Genomic DNA, 17,271 nt, shown 5'->3' on the forward strand with positions numbered 1-17,271 from the left:
GTTTGCCCCGCTCCCCGCTGGCTTTGCCAGCAGACTAAAGAATCAAGCGGGCTCCGCCCCCCGCTGGCTTCGCCAGCAGACTAAAAAAACTAGGCGGGCTCTGCCCGCTGGCCCGGAAGGAGGCGCGGCCTCCTTCACCTCCATTTTCTTTTCACAACAAAAAAGCGGGATCCAAGGGCCGTTGGACCCAAAAAACGGGATCCAAGGGGCAATGGCCCCAAAAAGCGGAATCCAAGGGCCGATGGCCCTTGGTGGGCGTGGGCAAAGCCCACAACCCCGCCTGACCGAACGGCCCGGTGCAAGGCCGCCCCCTACCGCAGGCGCTCCAGAATCTCCGGCAGAGCCTCGGCGATGTCTTCGGCAATCAGGCCGGAGCCAAGGCGACGCCCGGCCTCGGCATGCAGCCAGGCCCCGGCAGCGGCGGCGGAAAATCCCTCCAGCCCCTGCGCCAGAAGGCCACCGATGATCCCGGCCAGACTGTCGCCCGATCCGGCGGTGGCCAGATCCGGCCCGGCATTGGCGGTGATGCAGGCGGTGCCATCCGGGGCCGCCACCACGGTATCCGCCCCTTTCAGCAGCACCACCGCCCTGCTGCGGGCAGCGGCCTGTCTGGCCCGGTGCAGACGGGAGCCGTCCGCCTCGAACAGCCGCATGAATTCGCCGTCGTGCGGGGTCAACACCACCTGTCCGGCAGCGGCGGCAATGGCAGAGAACAGGGTGTCCGCCTCTCCGGCGAAGCTGGTCAGGGCATCGGCATCCAGCACGCAGTGCCGCCCGGCTTCCAGCGTTGCCAGCACCCGCCGACGCAGCTTTTTGCCGACACCGCCGCCGGGGCCGAGGACATAGACGGTCTTGCGCAGATCATCCAGCAGGGCGCGGTAACGGCCCCGCTCCGCCAGTGAGGCCACCAGCGTACCGGGGGCATCGGCGGCATAGACCGCCGCGCTGTCTTCCGGGGCCGCCACCGTCACCAGCCCGGCCCCGCTGCGGCGGGCGGCCCGGGCCACCAGACGGGCCGCCCCGGTCATTTCCGCCCCGCCCAACACCACCAGATGGCCGCGTGCATATTTATGATCCTGCCAGTCCGGCTGCGGCAGGGTCCACAGAGCCGGTCCGTTCAGGAACGTCTGCGGCGCAATCTCCGCCAGCACCGCGTCAGGAATCCCGATATCAGCCACCACCAGCGCCCCCCGGGCCTGCCGCCCCGGGTACAGGTAATGCCCCGGCTTCGGGCGGAAGAAGGTGACCGTCGCCACACACTGCGGGGCACAGCCCAGCACCGCCCCGGTATCGCCCTGTACACCGCTGGGCACATCCACCGCAATGCAGGGCAGGCCAAGGGCGTTGATGCGATTAATCACCACCGCCGCCACCCCATCCACCGGGCGGCTGAGCCCCGCCCCGTACAGGGCATCAATCACCAGCACCGCCCGGTCGAGCAAAGCCGGATCCAGCGGTTCCACCGCGCCGGTCCAGCGGTCGGCCATCACCGCCGCATCGCCGGACAGCGCCGCCCGGTCCCCCGACAGCGCCAGCCGCACCGGATAGCCACGCCGGGCCAGAATCCGCGCCGCCACGAAACCATCCCCGCCGTTGTTGCCCGGCCCGCACAGCACCACCACCGGGCCACGCTGCCCCGGCCGCCCACCGGGCAACCGCGCCAGCCAGCGCAGAGCCTCCTGCGCCACCGCCAGACCGGCGGCCTCCATCAGCGCCACACCGGACCGCCCCCCGGCGATGGTGCGCCGGTCAGCCTCATACATCTGTTCGACAGTCAGAACGGCGGCCCACGCCGCAGACGGGGGAAGAGTCAGCATGGAGAACCTCGTTATGTTATATTTTGCCCCTGACACGCCGGGCGCGGGCGTCCGCCCGCTTGGCTTTGGATATCTGTCCCTCACACGGCGGGCGGGCGCATCCGTCCGCTTGGCTTTGGTTATCTGCCCCTCACACGCCGGGCGCGGGCGTCCGCCCGCTTGGCTTACGCGCGAATGGTCGCGCGGGGCCTCAATGGCCCAGTCAGCCCGGCAGGCCGGGCTTTTTGTTACCTGTCCCTCAGACGCCGGGCGCGGACATCCGTCCGCTTGGCTTACGTGCCCACGCGGGCACGGGGCCTCAATGGCCCAGTTGGGCCTTTGGCCCTCCCTTATCTGTCCCTCACACGGCGGGCGGACGCATCCGCCCCCTTCCCTTCCGCTCTGTCGCTTTCTATAAAAAGCATAAGCCATGCGGAAAGACAGGAGACTTTTCCGTGACGGTTGACCGGCGGCAGCCCTGCCCCGGTGACTCCCCCCGCTGTCTCCCGATGCGGCTGCTGTCCATGAACGTTCTCGTCCTCGGTGCCGGGGTGGTTGGCACCACCACCGCCTACTTCCTTGCCCGCGCCGGGCATGCCGTCACCGTCATCGACCGGCAGCCGGGGGTGGCGCTGGAAACCAGCTTCGCCAACGGCGGCCAGATCTCCCCCAGCCATGCCATTCCGTGGGCCAACCCGGACACCCTCCCGCAGGCCCTGCGCTGGCTGGGCCGCGATGATGCGCCGCTGGTGTTCCGCCCGTTCCGCTACGATCCCGCCCTGTGGGCGTGGCTGCTGCGCTTCCTGCGCAACTGCACCCCCGGCCGCACCGCCATCAACATTGACCGCACGGTCCGCATCGCCCTGTACAGCCGCGACGTGCTGCGCGCCCTGCGTGCCGAAACCGGCATCCGCTACGATTCTCTGTCCAAGGGCATCCTGCACGTCTTCCGCAATCAGCAGGCCTTTGACGAACACTGCAAGGGGGCGGAGGTGATGTCCCGCGCCGGGCTGCCCCAGACCGTGATCGCCCGCGCCGGGCTGGCGACGGTTGAACCGGCCCTCAGCGCCGTCTCCGATGCCCTTGTCGGCGGCCTGCTGGCAACCGAGGACGAAAGCGGCGACGTTCACAAGTTTACCCGCGCCATTGCCGCACTGGCCGAGGGACTCGGCGTCACCTTCCGCTTCGGGGAAACCATCCTCGGGCTGGACCGAGACGGCGACCGCATCGGTGCCGTCGTCACCGACAAAGGCCGCCACACCGCCGATGCCGTGGTGCTGGCGCTGGGCAGCTTCAGCCCCGGTCTGGCCCGCACCCTGGGGTTCCGGCTGCCGATCTATCCGGCCAAGGGCTATTCGATCACCCTGCCGCTGGCCGGGCCGGAACAGGCCGATGCCCCCGGTGCCCCGATGGTGTCCGTTACCGATGATGAACGCAAGATCGTCAGCTCCCGCCTCGGCGACCGGCTGCGGGTGGCAGGCACCGCCGAGCTGGCGGGCTGGGACCCCACCCTGCGCCCGGCCCGGGCTGACCTGATCCGCCGCCATGCCGCCGACCTGTTTCCGCTGGCCGGGGATTACGCCACCGCCGTGCCGTGGTGCGGCCTGCGCCCGAAAACCCCGGATTCCGTGCCCTATATCGGCGCCAGCCCGCTGAAAAACCTGTGGCTGAACACCGGCCACGGCACGCTGGGCTGGACCATGGCCGCCGGGTCCGGTCATCTGCTGGCCGACCTGATCAGCGGCAAAGCCCCGGAAATCGACGTCAGCGGCTACCGCTTCGACCGCTGACCCCCTCCCTCAACCGGACGGGAGGAACACCGCCCTTGACCATCCTTCTGATCCGCCATGGCAGACCGGATATCCGCACCGACCAGTGCCGCACCGCCTCCGGATGGGCGGAGTGGGTGGAGCACTACGACCGCGCCGGTCTCGATCCGGCCTTGCCCCCACCCGCTGAAACCCTCGCGGTGATCCGGGACTGCCGGTATTCCGTCTGTAGTTCCCTGCCACGGTCGCAGGAGTCCGCCACCGCTCTTGGCGTGACGCCTGACCTCTACGATGCCGCCTTCCGGGAGCTGGAGATGCCGCGCCCCGGCTGGCGGACCCCAAAGCTGCCGCTGACAGTCTGGCTGTTTCTGTTCCGGCTGCTGTGGCTGCTGGGGTATTCGGCCCGCTGCGAGTCCGTCAGCGACGGCAAAGCAAGGGCCCAGACCTGCGCCGATCGGCTGGCCGCCCTCGCCGCCACCCATGGCACAGTTGCTTTTGTCGGGCATGGTGCCCTGATCTGGCTGATCGCCAGACATCTGAAAGCCACGGGCTGGACCGGCCCCCGGAAGGCCCCCCGACAGCACTGGGGCTTCGGCGTTTACCGTCGCCCGCCCCAGCCCTGACAGATATGGCGCGACAGACATGGGCGCGGGCGGAAGCGCACCACGGTACGCCCCGCGCCTGCGCAGGTGTTCCGGGCGTTATGCGTCGTCTTCGGTCGGATGGAAGCCCTGCTGGTCCATCACCGCCAGAAAAGCCTGAACCACCCGGGGATCAAACTGCAACCCTGACCCGTTGCGGATATAGGCCAGCGCCTGCCCCGGCGGCCACGGATCCTTATACGGGCGGCGGCTGACCAGCGCGTCGTAGACATCCACCACCGCGACAATCCGCGCTGACAGCGGAATCTCCTCGCCCTTCAGGCCGCGCGGATAGCCCTTGCCGTCCCAGCGTTCATGGTGGCCGGAGGCAATCTCCGCCCCCAGTGACAGATAGGAGGATCCCTCCACCAGACTGGCCGCCCGCTCCAGCAGGGCACCGCCGGCGGTGGCGTGGTCCTTCATCACCACCCATTCCTCTTCGGTCAGCTTGCCCGGCTTCTGAAGGATACTGTCGGGGGTCGAGACCTTGCCGACATCGTGCAGGATGCTGGCCAGACCGATCTGTTCCAGAAACAGGTCGTCGATGATGTCGCAGCAGCAGCCCTGCGCCCGCAGCTGGCGGGCGGTGCGGTTGGTCATATCCTCCACCCGCAGCACATGGTCGCCGGTATCGGTGTCCTTGTATTCGGCCAGATCGGCCAGCGCCAGCACGGTGGCCTCATGCGCCCGCCGCAGCTGATCGTACAGCCACAGATTATCGAACCCCACCGACACCTTGGCGCAGAACACCTCCAGAAGCTGTTCATCCATCGGGGTCAGCACCCGCCCGGTCTTCAGGTAGGCCACCGCTTCTCGGTTGTTGGGGGTGCGGATGTACAGCGCCACCGCTTCCTGCCCGTAGTGCGAGGCCTTGACCTGCAACACCCGGTTCAGTTCCTCCATCAGGTGGTCGCGGTCCACCGGCGGCAACGGCGGATCATTCTCCGGCCCACCCTCAAACTCGCCGGATCCGGCCAGCACGAACAGACCGTCCTCATCACTGCCATGCGGGCTGCCCGCCTTGGCCCACTGCACGCACAGAATACCGCTGACATCGGTGCCGAGCAGGGTCGACAGCTGCGTCAGCACTCCGGAGGCAAAGGACCGCATCGACCGCACCTGAAACAGCGAGGCCGAGGCATCAATGATGCGTTGCAGGCCCTGCCGGTTCATTTCCAGCGCCATAATGTCCTCGTAGGACCGCAGGCTGGAAATCACCGCCGTGAACAGCTTCTGCGCCGTCAGCTCGGTCTTGGCCTTATAATCGTTGATGTCGTAATTGATGATAACGTCGCGTTCCGGGGCCTGCCCCGGCTGACCGGTGCGCAGGATGATCCGCACCCGGGTGTTGGCGGCCTCCTCACGGATGTGGCGGACCAGCCGCAGCCCGGCGTCCTCGCTTTCCATCACCACGTCCAGCAGGATACAGGCAATATCATCGTGGCTGGCCAGCACCTGCTGGGCCTCGGCGGCGCTGTAGGCCGACAGCATCACCACCCCGCGCCCGCGGTAAGTGATATCCGCCATCACCATCGCCGTCATGGCATGGACTTCCGGTTCGTCATCGACCACCAGAATTTTCCAGCCCGGCTCCTGCCCGCCGGGGGCTGACGCCCCGCCCGCCCGCACCACCGCACGGGACGGATCCGCCGGGGACGCGGCAGAACCCGCCTCGTCCTCATCGGCAAACAGGAAATCGTCATCCATCACCACGGTACTCCTTACCCTGTTGCCATCCCTGCCAGCCGGGTTGATCCCAGCCTGCGCTTCGTCTGTTACCGTGTCATCCGGTTTTTCCCGGCTGCGTCTTCTTTTACGGCTGTTATATCAGACTTTTATCGTACTCACGCCGGTCCGGAGACCGGAACCCGGCACGGCAGACGCAGGGTGAAGCAGACGCCTTTCCCCTCTTCGCTGTCAACCGTGATCGTTCCTTTCAGGCTTTGAACAACAATGTTGTAGACAATGTTCATGCCCAATCCACTGCCCCCTTGCCCGCGCTTGGTGGTGAAAAAGGGGTCAAAAATCCGCGCGAGATTGGCCGCCGGAATCCCGGCTCCGTCATCGCAGTACCTCAATACCACAACTTCCCTGTCAGCGTCCCGCCGGACCTCCAGACGGATCCGGCCATGCTCGCGGCCATCAAAGCCATGCTGTAACGAATTGACCACCAGATTGGTCAGCACCTGCGCGAACGGCCCCGGGTAACTGTCCATCAGGATGCCGTCCGGACAGTCAAGATCCACCCGGTACGGGGTGCGCTTCAGCTTCGGCCCCAGACTGACCAAGACCTCCTGCATATAGGCCTTCAGATCAAACTGGCGGCGTTCCTCACAGGTCTGGTCAACCGCCACCTGCTTGAAGCTCTGGATCAGGTTGGCCGCCCGCAGGCTGTTGGACAGCAGCAGGGTGGTGGCGTTGTCGGCAACACCGAGGAAATCGGCAAAGTCCTGCTTGCGGATCCGCCCTTCATCAAACAGGCTGCGGATCGCCTTCACCTTCTCCTGCAAATGGGTGGTGGTGGTGACGACAATACCAACCGGAGTGTTGATCTCGTGCGCCACCCCGGCGACCAGCCCGCCGAGGGAGGCCATCTTTTCCGCTTCGATCAGGCTTTTCTGGGTGGATTTCAGGGTCCGCAGCGCCGATTCCGCCTCATCCCGCGCCCGCTCCAGATCGCCTTCCAGCCGCTTGCGCTCTGAAATATCGTTGGAGGCCACCAGAATCGCCGCCTGCCCCTGATAGGTCATCAGGCTGGCCGACAGCAGCGCCCACATCGGCTGCCCGTCGGCGTTTTTCAGCTCCACCTCAAAGTCCTTGATCGCCCCGGCATCGCCCAGCCGGGCCACCAGCCGTTTGCGGTCATCGGGATTGACATAGACCTCGGTGACGGAGCGCTGCGCCTGCGCCGGATCGGACGGATCAATGCCGAACACCTCGCGGGCGTATTCGTTGGCGAACAGATAGCGCTGCGAGGTCAGACCCGACACCACCATCGGCAGCGGCATCGCCTCGATCAGGTCCCGCACCTGCTCCTCGGCCCGGCGCTGGTCGGTGACATCGGTGAAAGTGCGGACAAAGCTGCCATCGGCCAGCGGCACATTGCGGCTTTCAAAAATCCGGCCATCGCGGCGGCGGATTTCATTCAGGCCGTGGCTGCGGCAGGCGGCCTCGCCAAGATACCGCTCCTGCACTTTGTCAAAATCGGTGCCGAGGTCGCCGCGCTCAAACATATAGCGCAGCAGCCGCGACAGGGTCGGCCGCCCGGCAAACAGGCTTTCCGGCAGGTCGAACATATCGCGGAAGCGGGCATTGTGCGCCACCAGCCGCTGGGCGGGATCGGCCATGAACAGGCCCTGATCCATGTTCTCCACCACCGCCTTCAGCAGTTCCCGCTCCCGCGCCAGATCCTCCTGACTGCGCAGCAGGGCCGCTTCGGCGGTCTTGCGTTCGGTGATATCCCCGGCGGAGCCGATAATCCGCCGCACCCGGCCGCTGTGCGGATCCCGCACCGCCGTGCCCCGTTGCAGCACCCAGCGGTAGGACTGCAAGCCCGCCGCCGCCGATCCGGTATGCTGCTCGCGGAAGCGGTATTCCAGACTCAGCCGGGGCCGCACCCCGCGCAGCAGTTCCCGCACCGCCGTGCGGAAGCGGGCGCGGTCGTCGGGGTGGATCCGCTCCAGCCATTCCGCCGCATTATAGACGCCGCCGTCCTCCGCCCCGATATCGAACAGTTCGCTGAGGCGGGGGGAGGCAATCACCGAGGCGGCGGGCACATCCCAGTCGTACACCCCTTCATTCAGGGCGATCACCGCCTGCGCGTAGCGTTCCTCGCTCTGGCGCAGGCGTTCGGTCACCTGCTTGGAGTCCGTGACATCGGCGACGCTGCCGGTCAGGCGGATCGCCCGCCCCGCCGCATCGCGCAGGGCCAGACCGTGCTGGCGCACCCACACCACCGCCCCGGCCCCGGTGCGCATCCGGTATTCGCAGGAAAACCGGTCGGTGTGGCCGCGCAGATGGTCAATATGGGCGCGGCGATAGACCGGCACGTCGTCCGGTACAATCCGTGATGACCAGTCTTCCGGCCGCACCACCCCGAACGGCAGATTGAACATCTCCCGCACCCGGTCGGAAAAGAACAGGGTGCCGCTGGCGATATCCCAGTCGTAAATCCCTTCGTTGGAGGACCGCAGCGCCAGCGCATAGCGTTCGCGGGCGCGTTCCAGCTCCTCCTCCTTCCGGCGCAGGGCGGTGATATCGCTGAAGGTGCGGACAAAGCCGCCATCGGGCAGCGGGCTGCCTTCCACCTGCAACACCTGCCCGGTTTCCAGCCGCAGTTCATAGTGGTGGCGGCGTTCGTGCGACCGCAGGGTCTTGTCCATCAGGGTCCGGACCAGCGCCTCGCGTTCGTCGTCATTCAGGCCGGAGGCCTCGGCCTCAATCTGCGTGGCGCGGAAGCGCAGGATATCTTCCCACAGGGTGCCGGGGCGGGTCATCGCCTCCGGCAGGCCCATCATGGTGCGCCAGCGGGCATTGCAGAAGGTCAGGCGGAAGTCGGCATCCACCGTCACCACGCCCTGTTCAACCGTGTCCAGTACCAGATCCAGCCGTGTCATGGCCCGGCAACCCCTTTCCCCCCGGAAGAAGCCTGTCCCGCATCCTGTTGTGCGGGTATTTTTTGTTTATCCGGCCCGACACCCCCCGGTGTCAGACCTCCCTGCTTTTAGTGCCAAAGCACTATATCCGCACCGGTCCTGTCCCGCCATAGGCTGACCGCCGGGTCTTGCATTTTTTGCAAAAGCATTACGCCTTCAGGATGTTCCGCCCCGAAGCATACAGGAGAGCCGGGAAATCGGCTTTTCGCTGATTTCTCCGCGCAGGCAGTTCCCAGCCGGGGCGGAAACGCGCTAGTCTGTCGCCGGACGGATCTAGGGGGACCCCCGTTACAGCATCATGCCAGCGTTCAGGCCAGAGATCAGGCAGCAGCCACACCACCGCAGGACCCAGACCCGCCGCGCCCCGCAGGCCGGGCTGCTGGCCGTGGCCTGCGCCCTGCTGCTGGCCGCCTGCGCCGCCCCCCCGGCCCCGACCGGCGGCGGTGGCCGGGTCAGCCGCCCGCTGAATGAACAGGGGGCAGCCTGCATGATCGGCCTGTCCTATTCCGGCAGCGCCTTCAACCGCATAAAAGATACCGACTCGGGCAATGCCTGCGGCATCGCTTCGGCGGTCTCGCTGGTGGCGGCACAGGCCATCCTGTCGAAACCGGCCCCGATGGACTGCGGACTGGCAATCCGTTACGCCCGCTTTGATGAGCAGGTGATCCAGCCGCTGGCGATGGAGCTGTTCGGCAAGCCGGTCGCCGTGGTCCACCACTACGGGTCGTACAACTGCCGGGGCCGGACCTCGGACAAAAGCCGCCTGTCGGAACACTCCTATGGCCGGGCGCTGGACCTCGGGGTGTTTGAACTGGACGGCGGCGACACCATCTCCGTCACCAAACACTGGAAGGGTGCCGGGGCCAAATCAGAGTTTCTGCAACGGGTGGCCCGGTCTGCCTGTGATTACTTCAGCGTGGTCCTGTCCCCCAATTCCGACAAAGACCATTACGACCATATTCATGTAGACATCGGACCCTGGAAAAAATGCGGCACCTGAGTTCTGCGGTTTTGGCCCGTTGCGGCACCCGTCTCCTGCTCTGTTCGGCACTGGCGCTGACGGCGCTGCTGCCCCTGACCGCGCCCGGCGCGCAGGCCGCCGACAAGGGCAAGGCCGCAGCAGCCCAACAGGGCGCACCCCAGCAGGCCGCCCCGCAACAGACCCCGGCACAGGGGGCCGGGGCGGACACCGCCACCCGGATGGGCACCACCGATCCGGCCACCGCCGGGACTGCGCTGTCGCCCGACCCGGCCAGCCTGCGCACCGGTTATGTGCTGATGGACGCCAAGACCGGACAGGTGCTGGCGGCGGAAAAAGCGCGGGAAACCTTCATCCCGGCCTCCGTCACCAAGCTGATCTCGATGGTCGGCATCCTGTCGATGGCACCGCCGGATTTCCGCTTCGCCACCACCCTCACCGCCACCGGGCCGGTGAAGAACGGCATCGTGCAGGGCGACCTGATTCTGGTCGGCGGCGGCGATGCCTCGCTGGATATCGACGCCTTCGAGGAACTGGTGCAGACCCTGAAAGATCAGGGCATCAAGGGCGTGAAGGGCAAGTTCCTCTACGATGCCAGCGCCCTGCCGACCATTCCGGTGCTGGAAGCGACCCAGCCGCCGGAGGTGCCCTATAACCCCGGCCTGTCCGGCCTTGGCGTCAGCTACAACCGCTTCCGCATCGGCTTTGACAAGCAGGGCAAGCCGGTGGGGCTGGAACAGCCGCTGTCGCTGTATACCGAAGCCCTGCCCGCGACGCTGGATAAAAGCGATACCGCGCTGGCGGTGCATAATGCCGCCCTGTATGCCGCCCGCACCTTTGTCTGGGTGGCGGAGCGCAACGGCCTGAAACTGGCGGCCCCGGAACCGGCAGGCAGCACCACCGGCAGCGTCACGCTGGCCCGCCACCTGTCGGAGCCGCTGGCGGCGATGGTCAAGGCCTCGGTCTATCATTCCAACAATGTGGCGCTGGAAACCATGGCGCTGGCGGTAACAGCAGGCAAAAGCCTTCAGGAAGCCGCCGACTCCCTGCGCAAGATCACCCAGACCGCCATCCCGAATGTGGCGTGGGGCGGTCTGGTGATGCCCAATGCCTCCGGCCTGTCGCCGGACGGGCGGATGACCCCCGGCCAGTGCGCGGCGCTGGCCCGCTTCGCCGGAACCGCCACCCTTGGCAACCAGCCGCTGAAGCCGTTCCTGCCCGGCCTGATGGATAATCCGTTCGGGATCCCCGACGGCTATCTCAACTCGCCCTCGCCGCTGCGCGGCAAAAGCGGCACCATGTTCTACGCCCGGGCGCTGGCCGGGGTGTTCACCGCCAAATCGGGGCGGGAGATGGCCTATTGCGTGATGAGTGACGATCAGGTCGCCCGCATCCGCTATGACGCCGTGCCGTTTGACAAACGCGAGGCTGACGCCACCAAGCTGCCCGCCCGCGACTGGCTGAAGTCGGCCCGCGCCAAGGAAGCCGGGCTGATCTCCGGCTGGATCGAGACCAACTGATCTCCGCAGGATCGGACGGGCCACCGCAGGACGGGCGGGGTAGAGTGTGGGCATGACACAGACACCACCCCATACCCTGACCCGCCTGCGCCGGATGCTCGACCGGCTGGAGCAGACCCCGGACGATCCGCCGGATCTGACCGCCCTGAGTGCCGTTGCAGCGCTGTCTCCCTATCATGTCCACCGGCTGTTCCGGGCCTGCTGCGGCGTAACCCCACACCGCTACGGCCAGTTGCTGCGCCTGAAACAGGCAGCCTGGCGGCTGGCGTTCCGGCCAAACAGCACCGTCACCGCCATTGCCCTTGATGCCGGATACGACACCCCGGATGCCTTTGCCCGCGCCTTCCGGCAGCGGTTCGGGCTGGCTCCGTCCCGCTTCCGGGCTGTGCCGGACTGGACCGCCGCTGCCCGCACCCTGACCCCGCTGACGCTGGCGCGCCACCGCCTTGGGAGGATCCCGATGCCCACCCTGTCGGATGTTACCGTCGTCACCACCGCCCCGGTTCCGGTGGCGGTGCTGGAACACCACGGCGATCCCGCCACACTGGGGGACACCATCCGCCGCTTTATCGACTGGCGGCGGGCGGTGCGCCTGCCCCCGGCGGTCAGCGCCACCTACACGGTGTTCCCCTGCGACCCCGCCGCCACCCCGCCGCAGGACTTCCGGCTGGATCTGTGCTGCGCCACCCCCGGCCCGGTGGCAGCCAATCCGCAGGGGGTGCGGGCCGGGCGGATCCCCGGCGGGCGGCGGGCCCGGCTGCGGGTCATCGGCGGCGACGACGCGCTGGAGGCCGCCGCCCTGTTCCTGTACCGCGACTGGCTGCCCGCCAGCGGAGAGACACCGGGGGACGCCCCCCTGTACTGCCAGCGGCTGCGCTTTTTCCCCGATGTGCCGGAGGCGGAGGCGGAACTCGACCTCTATCTGCCCCTGCGCTGACCGCACAGAAAAGCCCCCACCCCTTTCAGGGCGGGGGCTTTTCTGCGGCATCCTCGGGATCGCCCCGGGCGGTCAGGGCAGAACCAGCAGGCTGTCCACATCCACTTCCGGCGACTGAAGGTATTCAGCCTCCACCTCACCGCGCAGCTCGATCGGTGTGCTGTCCGACACCGGTTGCGCCGCGAACAGATGCCGGTCAATTTCCACCCGGATCTGGCCGGTGTCATCGGCAAACATGTATTTGTCGGAACTGAGCTGCTTCACCAGCCTGCCCCGCAGCACCACCGGCTGGTCATCACGGCCATCGGCCAGCACTGCCTTAACGGTCTGATGCACCGCTGTCGCCCCCGGCCCGGTGTATTGGGCAACGGCCGCCACCGGGATCATCATCGCCGCCACGGCGACCCCTGTCAGAACACGGATCATTCTGTGGTCCTCCCTCTTTTCGCGTTGTGTGAATGCAGAAATTCTATTCCTGCGTGGGTGAACCCAGCCTGAAACCACCGTTCAGGAACGCCATGAAAAAACCCGGCGGAGCCTGCGCCCCGCCGGGTTTTTCCTGTCGTATCGCCTCTGGCCTCAGCGGCCGAGGATCTTCGCCACCTTGTTCTGGCGCAGGCGGTAGGCATCCGGCATCCCGGAGCCCAGCAGCGGGCGCAGATACATGCGGAAGGCATCGGTGACATCGGTGCCGCAGGGCGAGATGAACTCGTCCGGCATCACCTTGGTCTTGCCCGCCACTTCCAGCAGGTCGGTCAGGTGGTAATCGACCGAATAGAAGCCGGTGCGGTGAATGGTGACGGAGCCGTCACGGTCGCCCCACATGGCGAACTGCACGGCCTTTTCGCCGACTTCACGGGCTTCGCGCTGGTCAACGTCGGACACACAGCCGACGAAGGAACGCTGCACATAGCCGAAGGTGTCGCCGCGCACGCGCTTGTAGCCAAGGCGCTTCTTGATCACATCAACCAGCATCTCGGCCAGACCGCCGCCGCCGAGCTGAATGTTGCCGTGGGCGTCGCGCTCGACCTCTTCGGCCAGCTTGGTGGCGATCGGCACATGGTTTTCGTCGGCGATGCCTTCTGACACCGCGATGACGCAGCGGCCATGCCTGTCCATGGTCGCCTTGACGGCGGTCAGGAACTTGTCGATGTCAAAGGCGCGTTCCGGCACATAGATCAGGTGCGGGCCGTCATCGGGGAACTTCTTGCCCAGCGCGGCGGCGGCGGTCAGGAATCCGGCATGCCGCCCCATCACCACACCGATATAAACGCCCGGAAGCGCCCAGTTATCCAGATTGGCGCCCATGAAGGCCTGCGCCACGAAGCGCGCCGCCGACGGGAACCCCGGGGTGTGGTCATTCACCATCAGGTCGTTGTCGATGGTCTTGGGGATGTGGATGCAGCGCAGGGCGTAATCGGCCTTGCGGGCTTCTTCCGACACGATCCGGACGGTGTCGGAGCTGTCGTTGCCGCCGATGTAGAAGAAATAGCCGATCTCGTGCGCCTTCAGGACCTTGAAGATTTCCTGACAGTACTGAAGATCCGGCTTATCGCGGGTGGAGCCCAGCGCCGACGACGGGGTGCCCGCCACCAGTTCCAGATTGTGGGTGGTTTCCTGCGTCAGATCGAGGAAATCTTCCTGCACGATGCCGCGCACACCGTGGAAAGCCCCGTAGACCTTCTCGATATTGCGGAACTTGCGGGATTCAAGGACCGCGCCAACCATCGACTGGTTGATAACCGCGGTGGGACCGCCACCTTGGGCGACCAGAACTTTGCCGTTCACGGGCAACTCCGTCTGTGCAGGGACTGCATGTCGTGGGCAGGCATCAACCGGGATGCCGCCGGTGCCGATGCTTTACCGAATTGTCATCCAAAAGGCCAGCATGGATATGCACGGGCTGCCCTGCGCCAGCCGCAGCCCGTGCCCCACCGCCTTCACTGCGGCCGGGGATCCGTCGCCAGCCGGGAATAGATCCGCAGGGAGAGAAAGGCCCCGTCCTTGACCTCGCAGTCCCGCGCCGTGCCTTCGTGGGTGAAGCCGCAACGCTCCAGCAGCGCCCAGGAGGCGCGGTTGGGCTCCTCCACCTCGGCCCGCAGACGGTGAAGGTCGGTGGTGGCAAAGACATGGGCGGTAAAGGTGCGCAGGGCTTCCGTCGCATAGCCCTGCCGCCAGAACTCCGGCAGCAGCCAGTATCCAATCTCGGCCCGGCGGTGCACGGCATCGCGGTCGTTGTAGCCGATGCAGCCGAGGAACCGCCCGTCGCCCCGCCGCTCCACCACCAGCCATTCGCCGGTGCCGTCGCGGACGAGGCTGTCATACCAGTCCATCTGCACCTGACAGGACTCATAGGTATCATAACTGATCCCATAATGGGCGATCACCTGCGGGTCTGACAGCCCGGCAAACACCGCCGCATGATCCGCCGCCACCACCGCCCGCAGGCGGATCCGGGGCCCTCCGGCCTTACTCTCTGTCACCATCGCCCCTGTCCATCCCCATGGTTACAGATCCTTCTTCATCAGGATCCACTCCCCGTCCGGGTCCGATCCCGGGAACGGGGTGAACGGGCGGCGCTCCCATTCCTCAAAGCCCAGCCGCTGATACAGCCGCCGGGCATCGGTGTTGAAGCTGCCGACCATCAGGGTCAGCCGGGCAAAGCCCTTGGCCCGCCCGGTTTCTTCGGCATGGGTCAGCAGCGCCTCGCCAATCCTGCGGCCCCGGTATTCGGGGAACACGGCAGCGGCAACAATATACCACGTTCCCCCGGCCACCACCTTCAGGGCATTCAGCGGCCGGGTCACCGGCGGGCTGTTTTCGATGTACCCGGCGGGAACGTCCACCGGCAGCGCCCAGCCGTTCAGGCCCCCGGCCACCTGCCCATCCACTTCGGCCACCGACCAGTTGCGGTAATGGGAAAAATGGTCGGTCCCGGTGGCGATCAGGGTGCGCCCGACCTCAAACGCCGACTGACCGGTGCGGGCCGACAGCCCCCACAGATGCGACGACAGCCGCCGGGTGGCGGCATCGTTGAACAGCGCCAGATGCGAACAGTCTTCCTGCCGCGCCGGACGGAGGGTGAAGGTGGGCTGCATGCCGGATTCCCTGCCAGAACAGACCGGCAGACCGCGCCCCGCCGGATAACGCGGGCGCGATCCTAATCAGAGGCAGAATATGTGTAAATCGTTATATGATGTATCATACCGGTCATCCCTGCCGGGACTGGCGGATCGACCGGCTGAGCAGGATCACCGGCAGCAGCCCGACCACCACGATCGACAGCGCCGCCAGCGCCGACTGTTCCAGCCGTTCATCGCTGGCGAACTGATAGACATGGGTGGCCAGCGTCTCGAAGTTGAAGGGCCGCAGCAGCAGGGTGGCGGGCAGTTCCTTCATGCAGTCGACGAACACCAGCAGCACCGCCGTCAGCAGGCTGCCGCGCACCAGCGGCACATGCACCTGCCGCAGCACCTGCGCCGGGCTGCGGCCCAGCGTGCGCGCCGCCATATCCAGACTGGGCCGCACCCGGCCCAGACCGGCTTCCACCGTGCCCTGCGACAGGGCAAGGAACCGCACCACATAGGCAAACATCAGCGCCCCGGTGGTGCCGGTCATCAGCAGGCCCAGCTTCCAGCCGGTGGCCTCCAGCATCACCCCATCCAGCCAGTTATCGAACCGGCTGAACGGAATCAGCACCCCGACTGCCAGCACCGCACCGGGCACCGCATACCCCAAGGAGGCCAGCCGCACCGTCCAGCGCAGGAACGGGGTATCCCGCCCCAGCCGCACCGCGTAGGCAAGGAACAGCCCGATCACCAACGCCACGGCGGCGGAGGTGAAAGACAGCGCCAGACTGTTGCGGGCCAGCGTGAAAAAGGCGGGGGTCCAGCTTTCGGAAAACCGCTGGACCGCAAACACCGTCAACTGCGCGGCAGGCAGCAGGAACCCCAGCCCCAGCGGCAGGAAACAGGCCAGCATGGCCCCGGCGGCTTTCCAGCCGGTCAGCACCACCGGGCGCACCGGCGTGCTGCGGGTGCCGCTTTCGTGGTAACGCCGCCCCTGCCGCCCGGCCCGTTCCAGCCACACCAGCAGCAGGATAAAGGTCAGCAGCACCAGCGCCACCTGCGCCCCGCCGCCACGGTTCTGCATGATCAGCCAGACGTTGAACACCCCGGCGGACAGGGTGCGCACCGCGAAGAAATCAACGGTGCCGAAATCGTTCAGCGCTTCCATCAGCACCAGTGCCAGCCCGACGGCGATGGAAGGCCGCGCCATCGGCAGCCCGACCCGCAGGAATGCCCGCACCGGCGAACAGCCCAGCGTCCGGCTGACTTCCAGCACCGCCTGCGACTGTTCCAGAAATGCCGAACGCGCCAGCAGGTAAACATAGGGATACAGCACCAGCGTCATCATGGCGATGGCCCCGCCCAGCGACCGCACCGGCGGGAACCAGTAATCGCGCGGGGTCTTCCAGCCGAACAGCGCCCGCAGGGTAATCTGCACCGGGCCGCCGTAATCCAGCAGATCGGTATAGACAAAGGCGATGACAAAGGCCGGGATCGCCAGCGGCGTCAGCAGCGCCCATTCAAACACCCGGGACCCGGGGAACCGGCACAGCGTGACCAGCCCCGCCGTGGCGGTGCCGATGACAAAGGTCCCCAGCCCCACCCCCAGCATCAGCCACAGGGTGGTCAGGATGTAATCGGGCAGCACCGTTTCCATCAGGTGCGGCCAGATATTCTCCGACGGGAAAAAGGCCATCCACACCACCGCCGCCACCGGCAGGCAGACCACCAGCGCCACCAGCAGGGTCCCGGCGGACCACAGATCAGGCCAGCGGCGACGGCGCGCCGGTACCGGCGCAGAGCCGGGGGCATCAGAATGCGGGAAACCCCGGCCGGAAGAGTCCCGGCCGGGGTTGACCTCGGCAGCCCCGGAAACCGGGGCTGATGGCACAGACAGATCGTTCAA

Annotated in this window: 13 protein-coding genes; 5 read left to right on the top strand and 8 right to left on the bottom strand. The window is 66.6% G+C overall.

Features of this window, described 5'->3' with window-relative positions:
- Window positions 1-311: 311 nt before the first annotated feature.
- Entirely contained in the window at window positions 312-1,817 is a 1,506-nt protein-coding gene (locus tag FHS48_RS09000; protein ID WP_184263226.1) for an NAD(P)H-hydrate dehydratase, read from the bottom strand.
- Window positions 1,818-2,320: 503 nt separating this feature from the next.
- Here FHS48_RS09000 and FHS48_RS09005 point away from each other — a divergent pair.
- Window positions 2,321-3,586, top strand: coding sequence for a D-amino acid dehydrogenase (locus FHS48_RS09005; RefSeq protein ID WP_184263227.1), 1,266 nt, complete (start codon window positions 2,321-2,323; stop codon window positions 3,584-3,586).
- A 35-nt stretch (window positions 3,587-3,621) separates the two neighbouring features.
- Window positions 3,622-4,188, top strand: coding sequence for a histidine phosphatase family protein (locus FHS48_RS09010; RefSeq protein ID WP_184263228.1), 567 nt, complete (start codon window positions 3,622-3,624; stop codon window positions 4,186-4,188).
- Between the two features lie 78 nt (window positions 4,189-4,266).
- On the opposite strand, the gene FHS48_RS09015 is transcribed toward FHS48_RS09010, so the two are convergent.
- Together FHS48_RS09015 and FHS48_RS09020 are read right to left on the bottom strand one after the other, a co-directional pair.
- On the bottom strand, window positions 4,267-5,913 hold the full coding sequence (locus FHS48_RS09015) for a DUF3369 domain-containing protein (RefSeq protein ID WP_184263229.1): 1,647 nt from the start codon (window positions 5,911-5,913) through the stop codon (window positions 4,267-4,269).
- A 137-nt stretch (window positions 5,914-6,050) separates the two neighbouring features.
- Window positions 6,051-8,822, bottom strand: coding sequence for a PAS-domain containing protein (locus FHS48_RS09020; RefSeq protein ID WP_184263230.1), 2,772 nt, complete (start codon window positions 8,820-8,822; stop codon window positions 6,051-6,053).
- A 337-nt stretch (window positions 8,823-9,159) separates the two neighbouring features.
- Here FHS48_RS09020 and FHS48_RS09025 point away from each other — a divergent pair, with 337 nt between their 5' ends.
- From FHS48_RS09025 to FHS48_RS09035, 3 genes are read left to right on the top strand one after another with little or no spacing between them, the layout of a single operon-like run.
- On the top strand, window positions 9,160-9,861 hold the full coding sequence (locus FHS48_RS09025) for an extensin family protein (protein ID WP_184263231.1): 702 nt from the start codon (window positions 9,160-9,162) through the stop codon (window positions 9,859-9,861).
- Window positions 9,849-11,360: a D-alanyl-D-alanine carboxypeptidase gene (locus tag FHS48_RS09030; RefSeq protein ID WP_184263232.1), complete on the top strand. Its 1,512-nt coding sequence runs from the start codon at window positions 9,849-9,851 to the stop codon at window positions 11,358-11,360. The genes FHS48_RS09025 and FHS48_RS09030 overlap by 13 nt, the downstream gene beginning before the upstream one ends.
- 52 nt (window positions 11,361-11,412) lie before the next feature.
- A complete protein-coding gene (locus FHS48_RS09035) occupies window positions 11,413-12,297 on the top strand; it encodes an AraC family transcriptional regulator (RefSeq protein WP_184263233.1) in 885 nt (294 codons plus the stop codon).
- A 72-nt stretch (window positions 12,298-12,369) separates the two neighbouring features.
- Here FHS48_RS09035 and FHS48_RS09040 read toward each other — a convergent pair whose 3' ends face one another.
- The 5 genes from FHS48_RS09040 to FHS48_RS09060 all read right to left on the bottom strand — a co-directional run bounded on the left by FHS48_RS09040 (window position 12,370) and on the right by FHS48_RS09060 (window position 17,271).
- A complete protein-coding gene (locus FHS48_RS09040) occupies window positions 12,370-12,723 on the bottom strand; it encodes a NirD/YgiW/YdeI family stress tolerance protein (protein ID WP_184263234.1) in 354 nt (117 codons plus the stop codon).
- Window positions 12,724-12,876: 153 nt separating this feature from the next.
- Window positions 12,877-14,085 (bottom strand): 6-phosphofructokinase, encoded by a 1,209-nt coding sequence (locus FHS48_RS09045; protein WP_184263235.1) that lies wholly within the window; start codon window positions 14,083-14,085, stop codon window positions 12,877-12,879.
- 152 nt (window positions 14,086-14,237) lie between these two features.
- On the bottom strand, window positions 14,238-14,783 hold the full coding sequence (locus FHS48_RS09050; protein ID WP_221443434.1) for a GNAT family N-acetyltransferase: 546 nt from the start codon (window positions 14,781-14,783) through the stop codon (window positions 14,238-14,240).
- Window positions 14,784-14,804: 21 nt separating this feature from the next.
- The gene (locus FHS48_RS09055) at window positions 14,805-15,395 is read right to left on the bottom strand and encodes a GNAT family N-acetyltransferase (protein ID WP_184263236.1); all 591 of its coding nucleotides are present in this window, start codon (window positions 15,393-15,395) and stop codon (window positions 14,805-14,807) included.
- Between the two features lie 112 nt (window positions 15,396-15,507).
- Window positions 15,508-17,271, bottom strand: a complete 1,764-nt coding sequence (locus tag FHS48_RS09060) for an ABC transporter permease (protein ID WP_184263237.1) — start codon at window positions 17,269-17,271, stop codon at window positions 15,508-15,510.

Source organism: Novispirillum itersonii (genome assembly GCF_014205675.1).
In the GTDB taxonomy this organism is placed as follows: domain Bacteria; phylum Pseudomonadota; class Alphaproteobacteria; order Rhodospirillales; family Rhodospirillaceae; genus Novispirillum; species Novispirillum itersonii_A.

Coding starts and splice junctions, on each gene's coding strand:
- FHS48_RS09000 (WP_184263226.1), bottom strand. CDS start 1,817: ATGCTGACTCTTCCCCCGTCTGCGGCGTGGGCCGCCGTTCTGACTGTC.
- FHS48_RS09005 (WP_184263227.1), top strand. CDS start 2,321: ATGAACGTTCTCGTCCTCGGTGCCGGGGTGGTTGGCACCACCACCGCC.
- FHS48_RS09015 (WP_184263229.1), bottom strand. CDS start 5,913: ATGGATGACGATTTCCTGTTTGCCGATGAGGACGAGGCGGGTTCTGCC.
- FHS48_RS09020 (WP_184263230.1), bottom strand. CDS start 8,822: ATGACACGGCTGGATCTGGTACTGGACACGGTTGAACAGGGCGTGGTG.
- FHS48_RS09025 (WP_184263231.1), top strand. CDS start 9,160: ATGCCAGCGTTCAGGCCAGAGATCAGGCAGCAGCCACACCACCGCAGG.
- FHS48_RS09030 (WP_184263232.1), top strand. CDS start 9,849: ATGCGGCACCTGAGTTCTGCGGTTTTGGCCCGTTGCGGCACCCGTCTC.
- FHS48_RS09035 (WP_184263233.1), top strand. CDS start 11,413: ATGACACAGACACCACCCCATACCCTGACCCGCCTGCGCCGGATGCTC.
- FHS48_RS09040 (WP_184263234.1), bottom strand. CDS start 12,723: ATGATCCGTGTTCTGACAGGGGTCGCCGTGGCGGCGATGATGATCCCG.
- FHS48_RS09050 (WP_221443434.1), bottom strand. CDS start 14,783: ATGGTGACAGAGAGTAAGGCCGGAGGGCCCCGGATCCGCCTGCGGGCG.
- FHS48_RS09055 (WP_184263236.1), bottom strand. CDS start 15,395: ATGCAGCCCACCTTCACCCTCCGTCCGGCGCGGCAGGAAGACTGTTCG.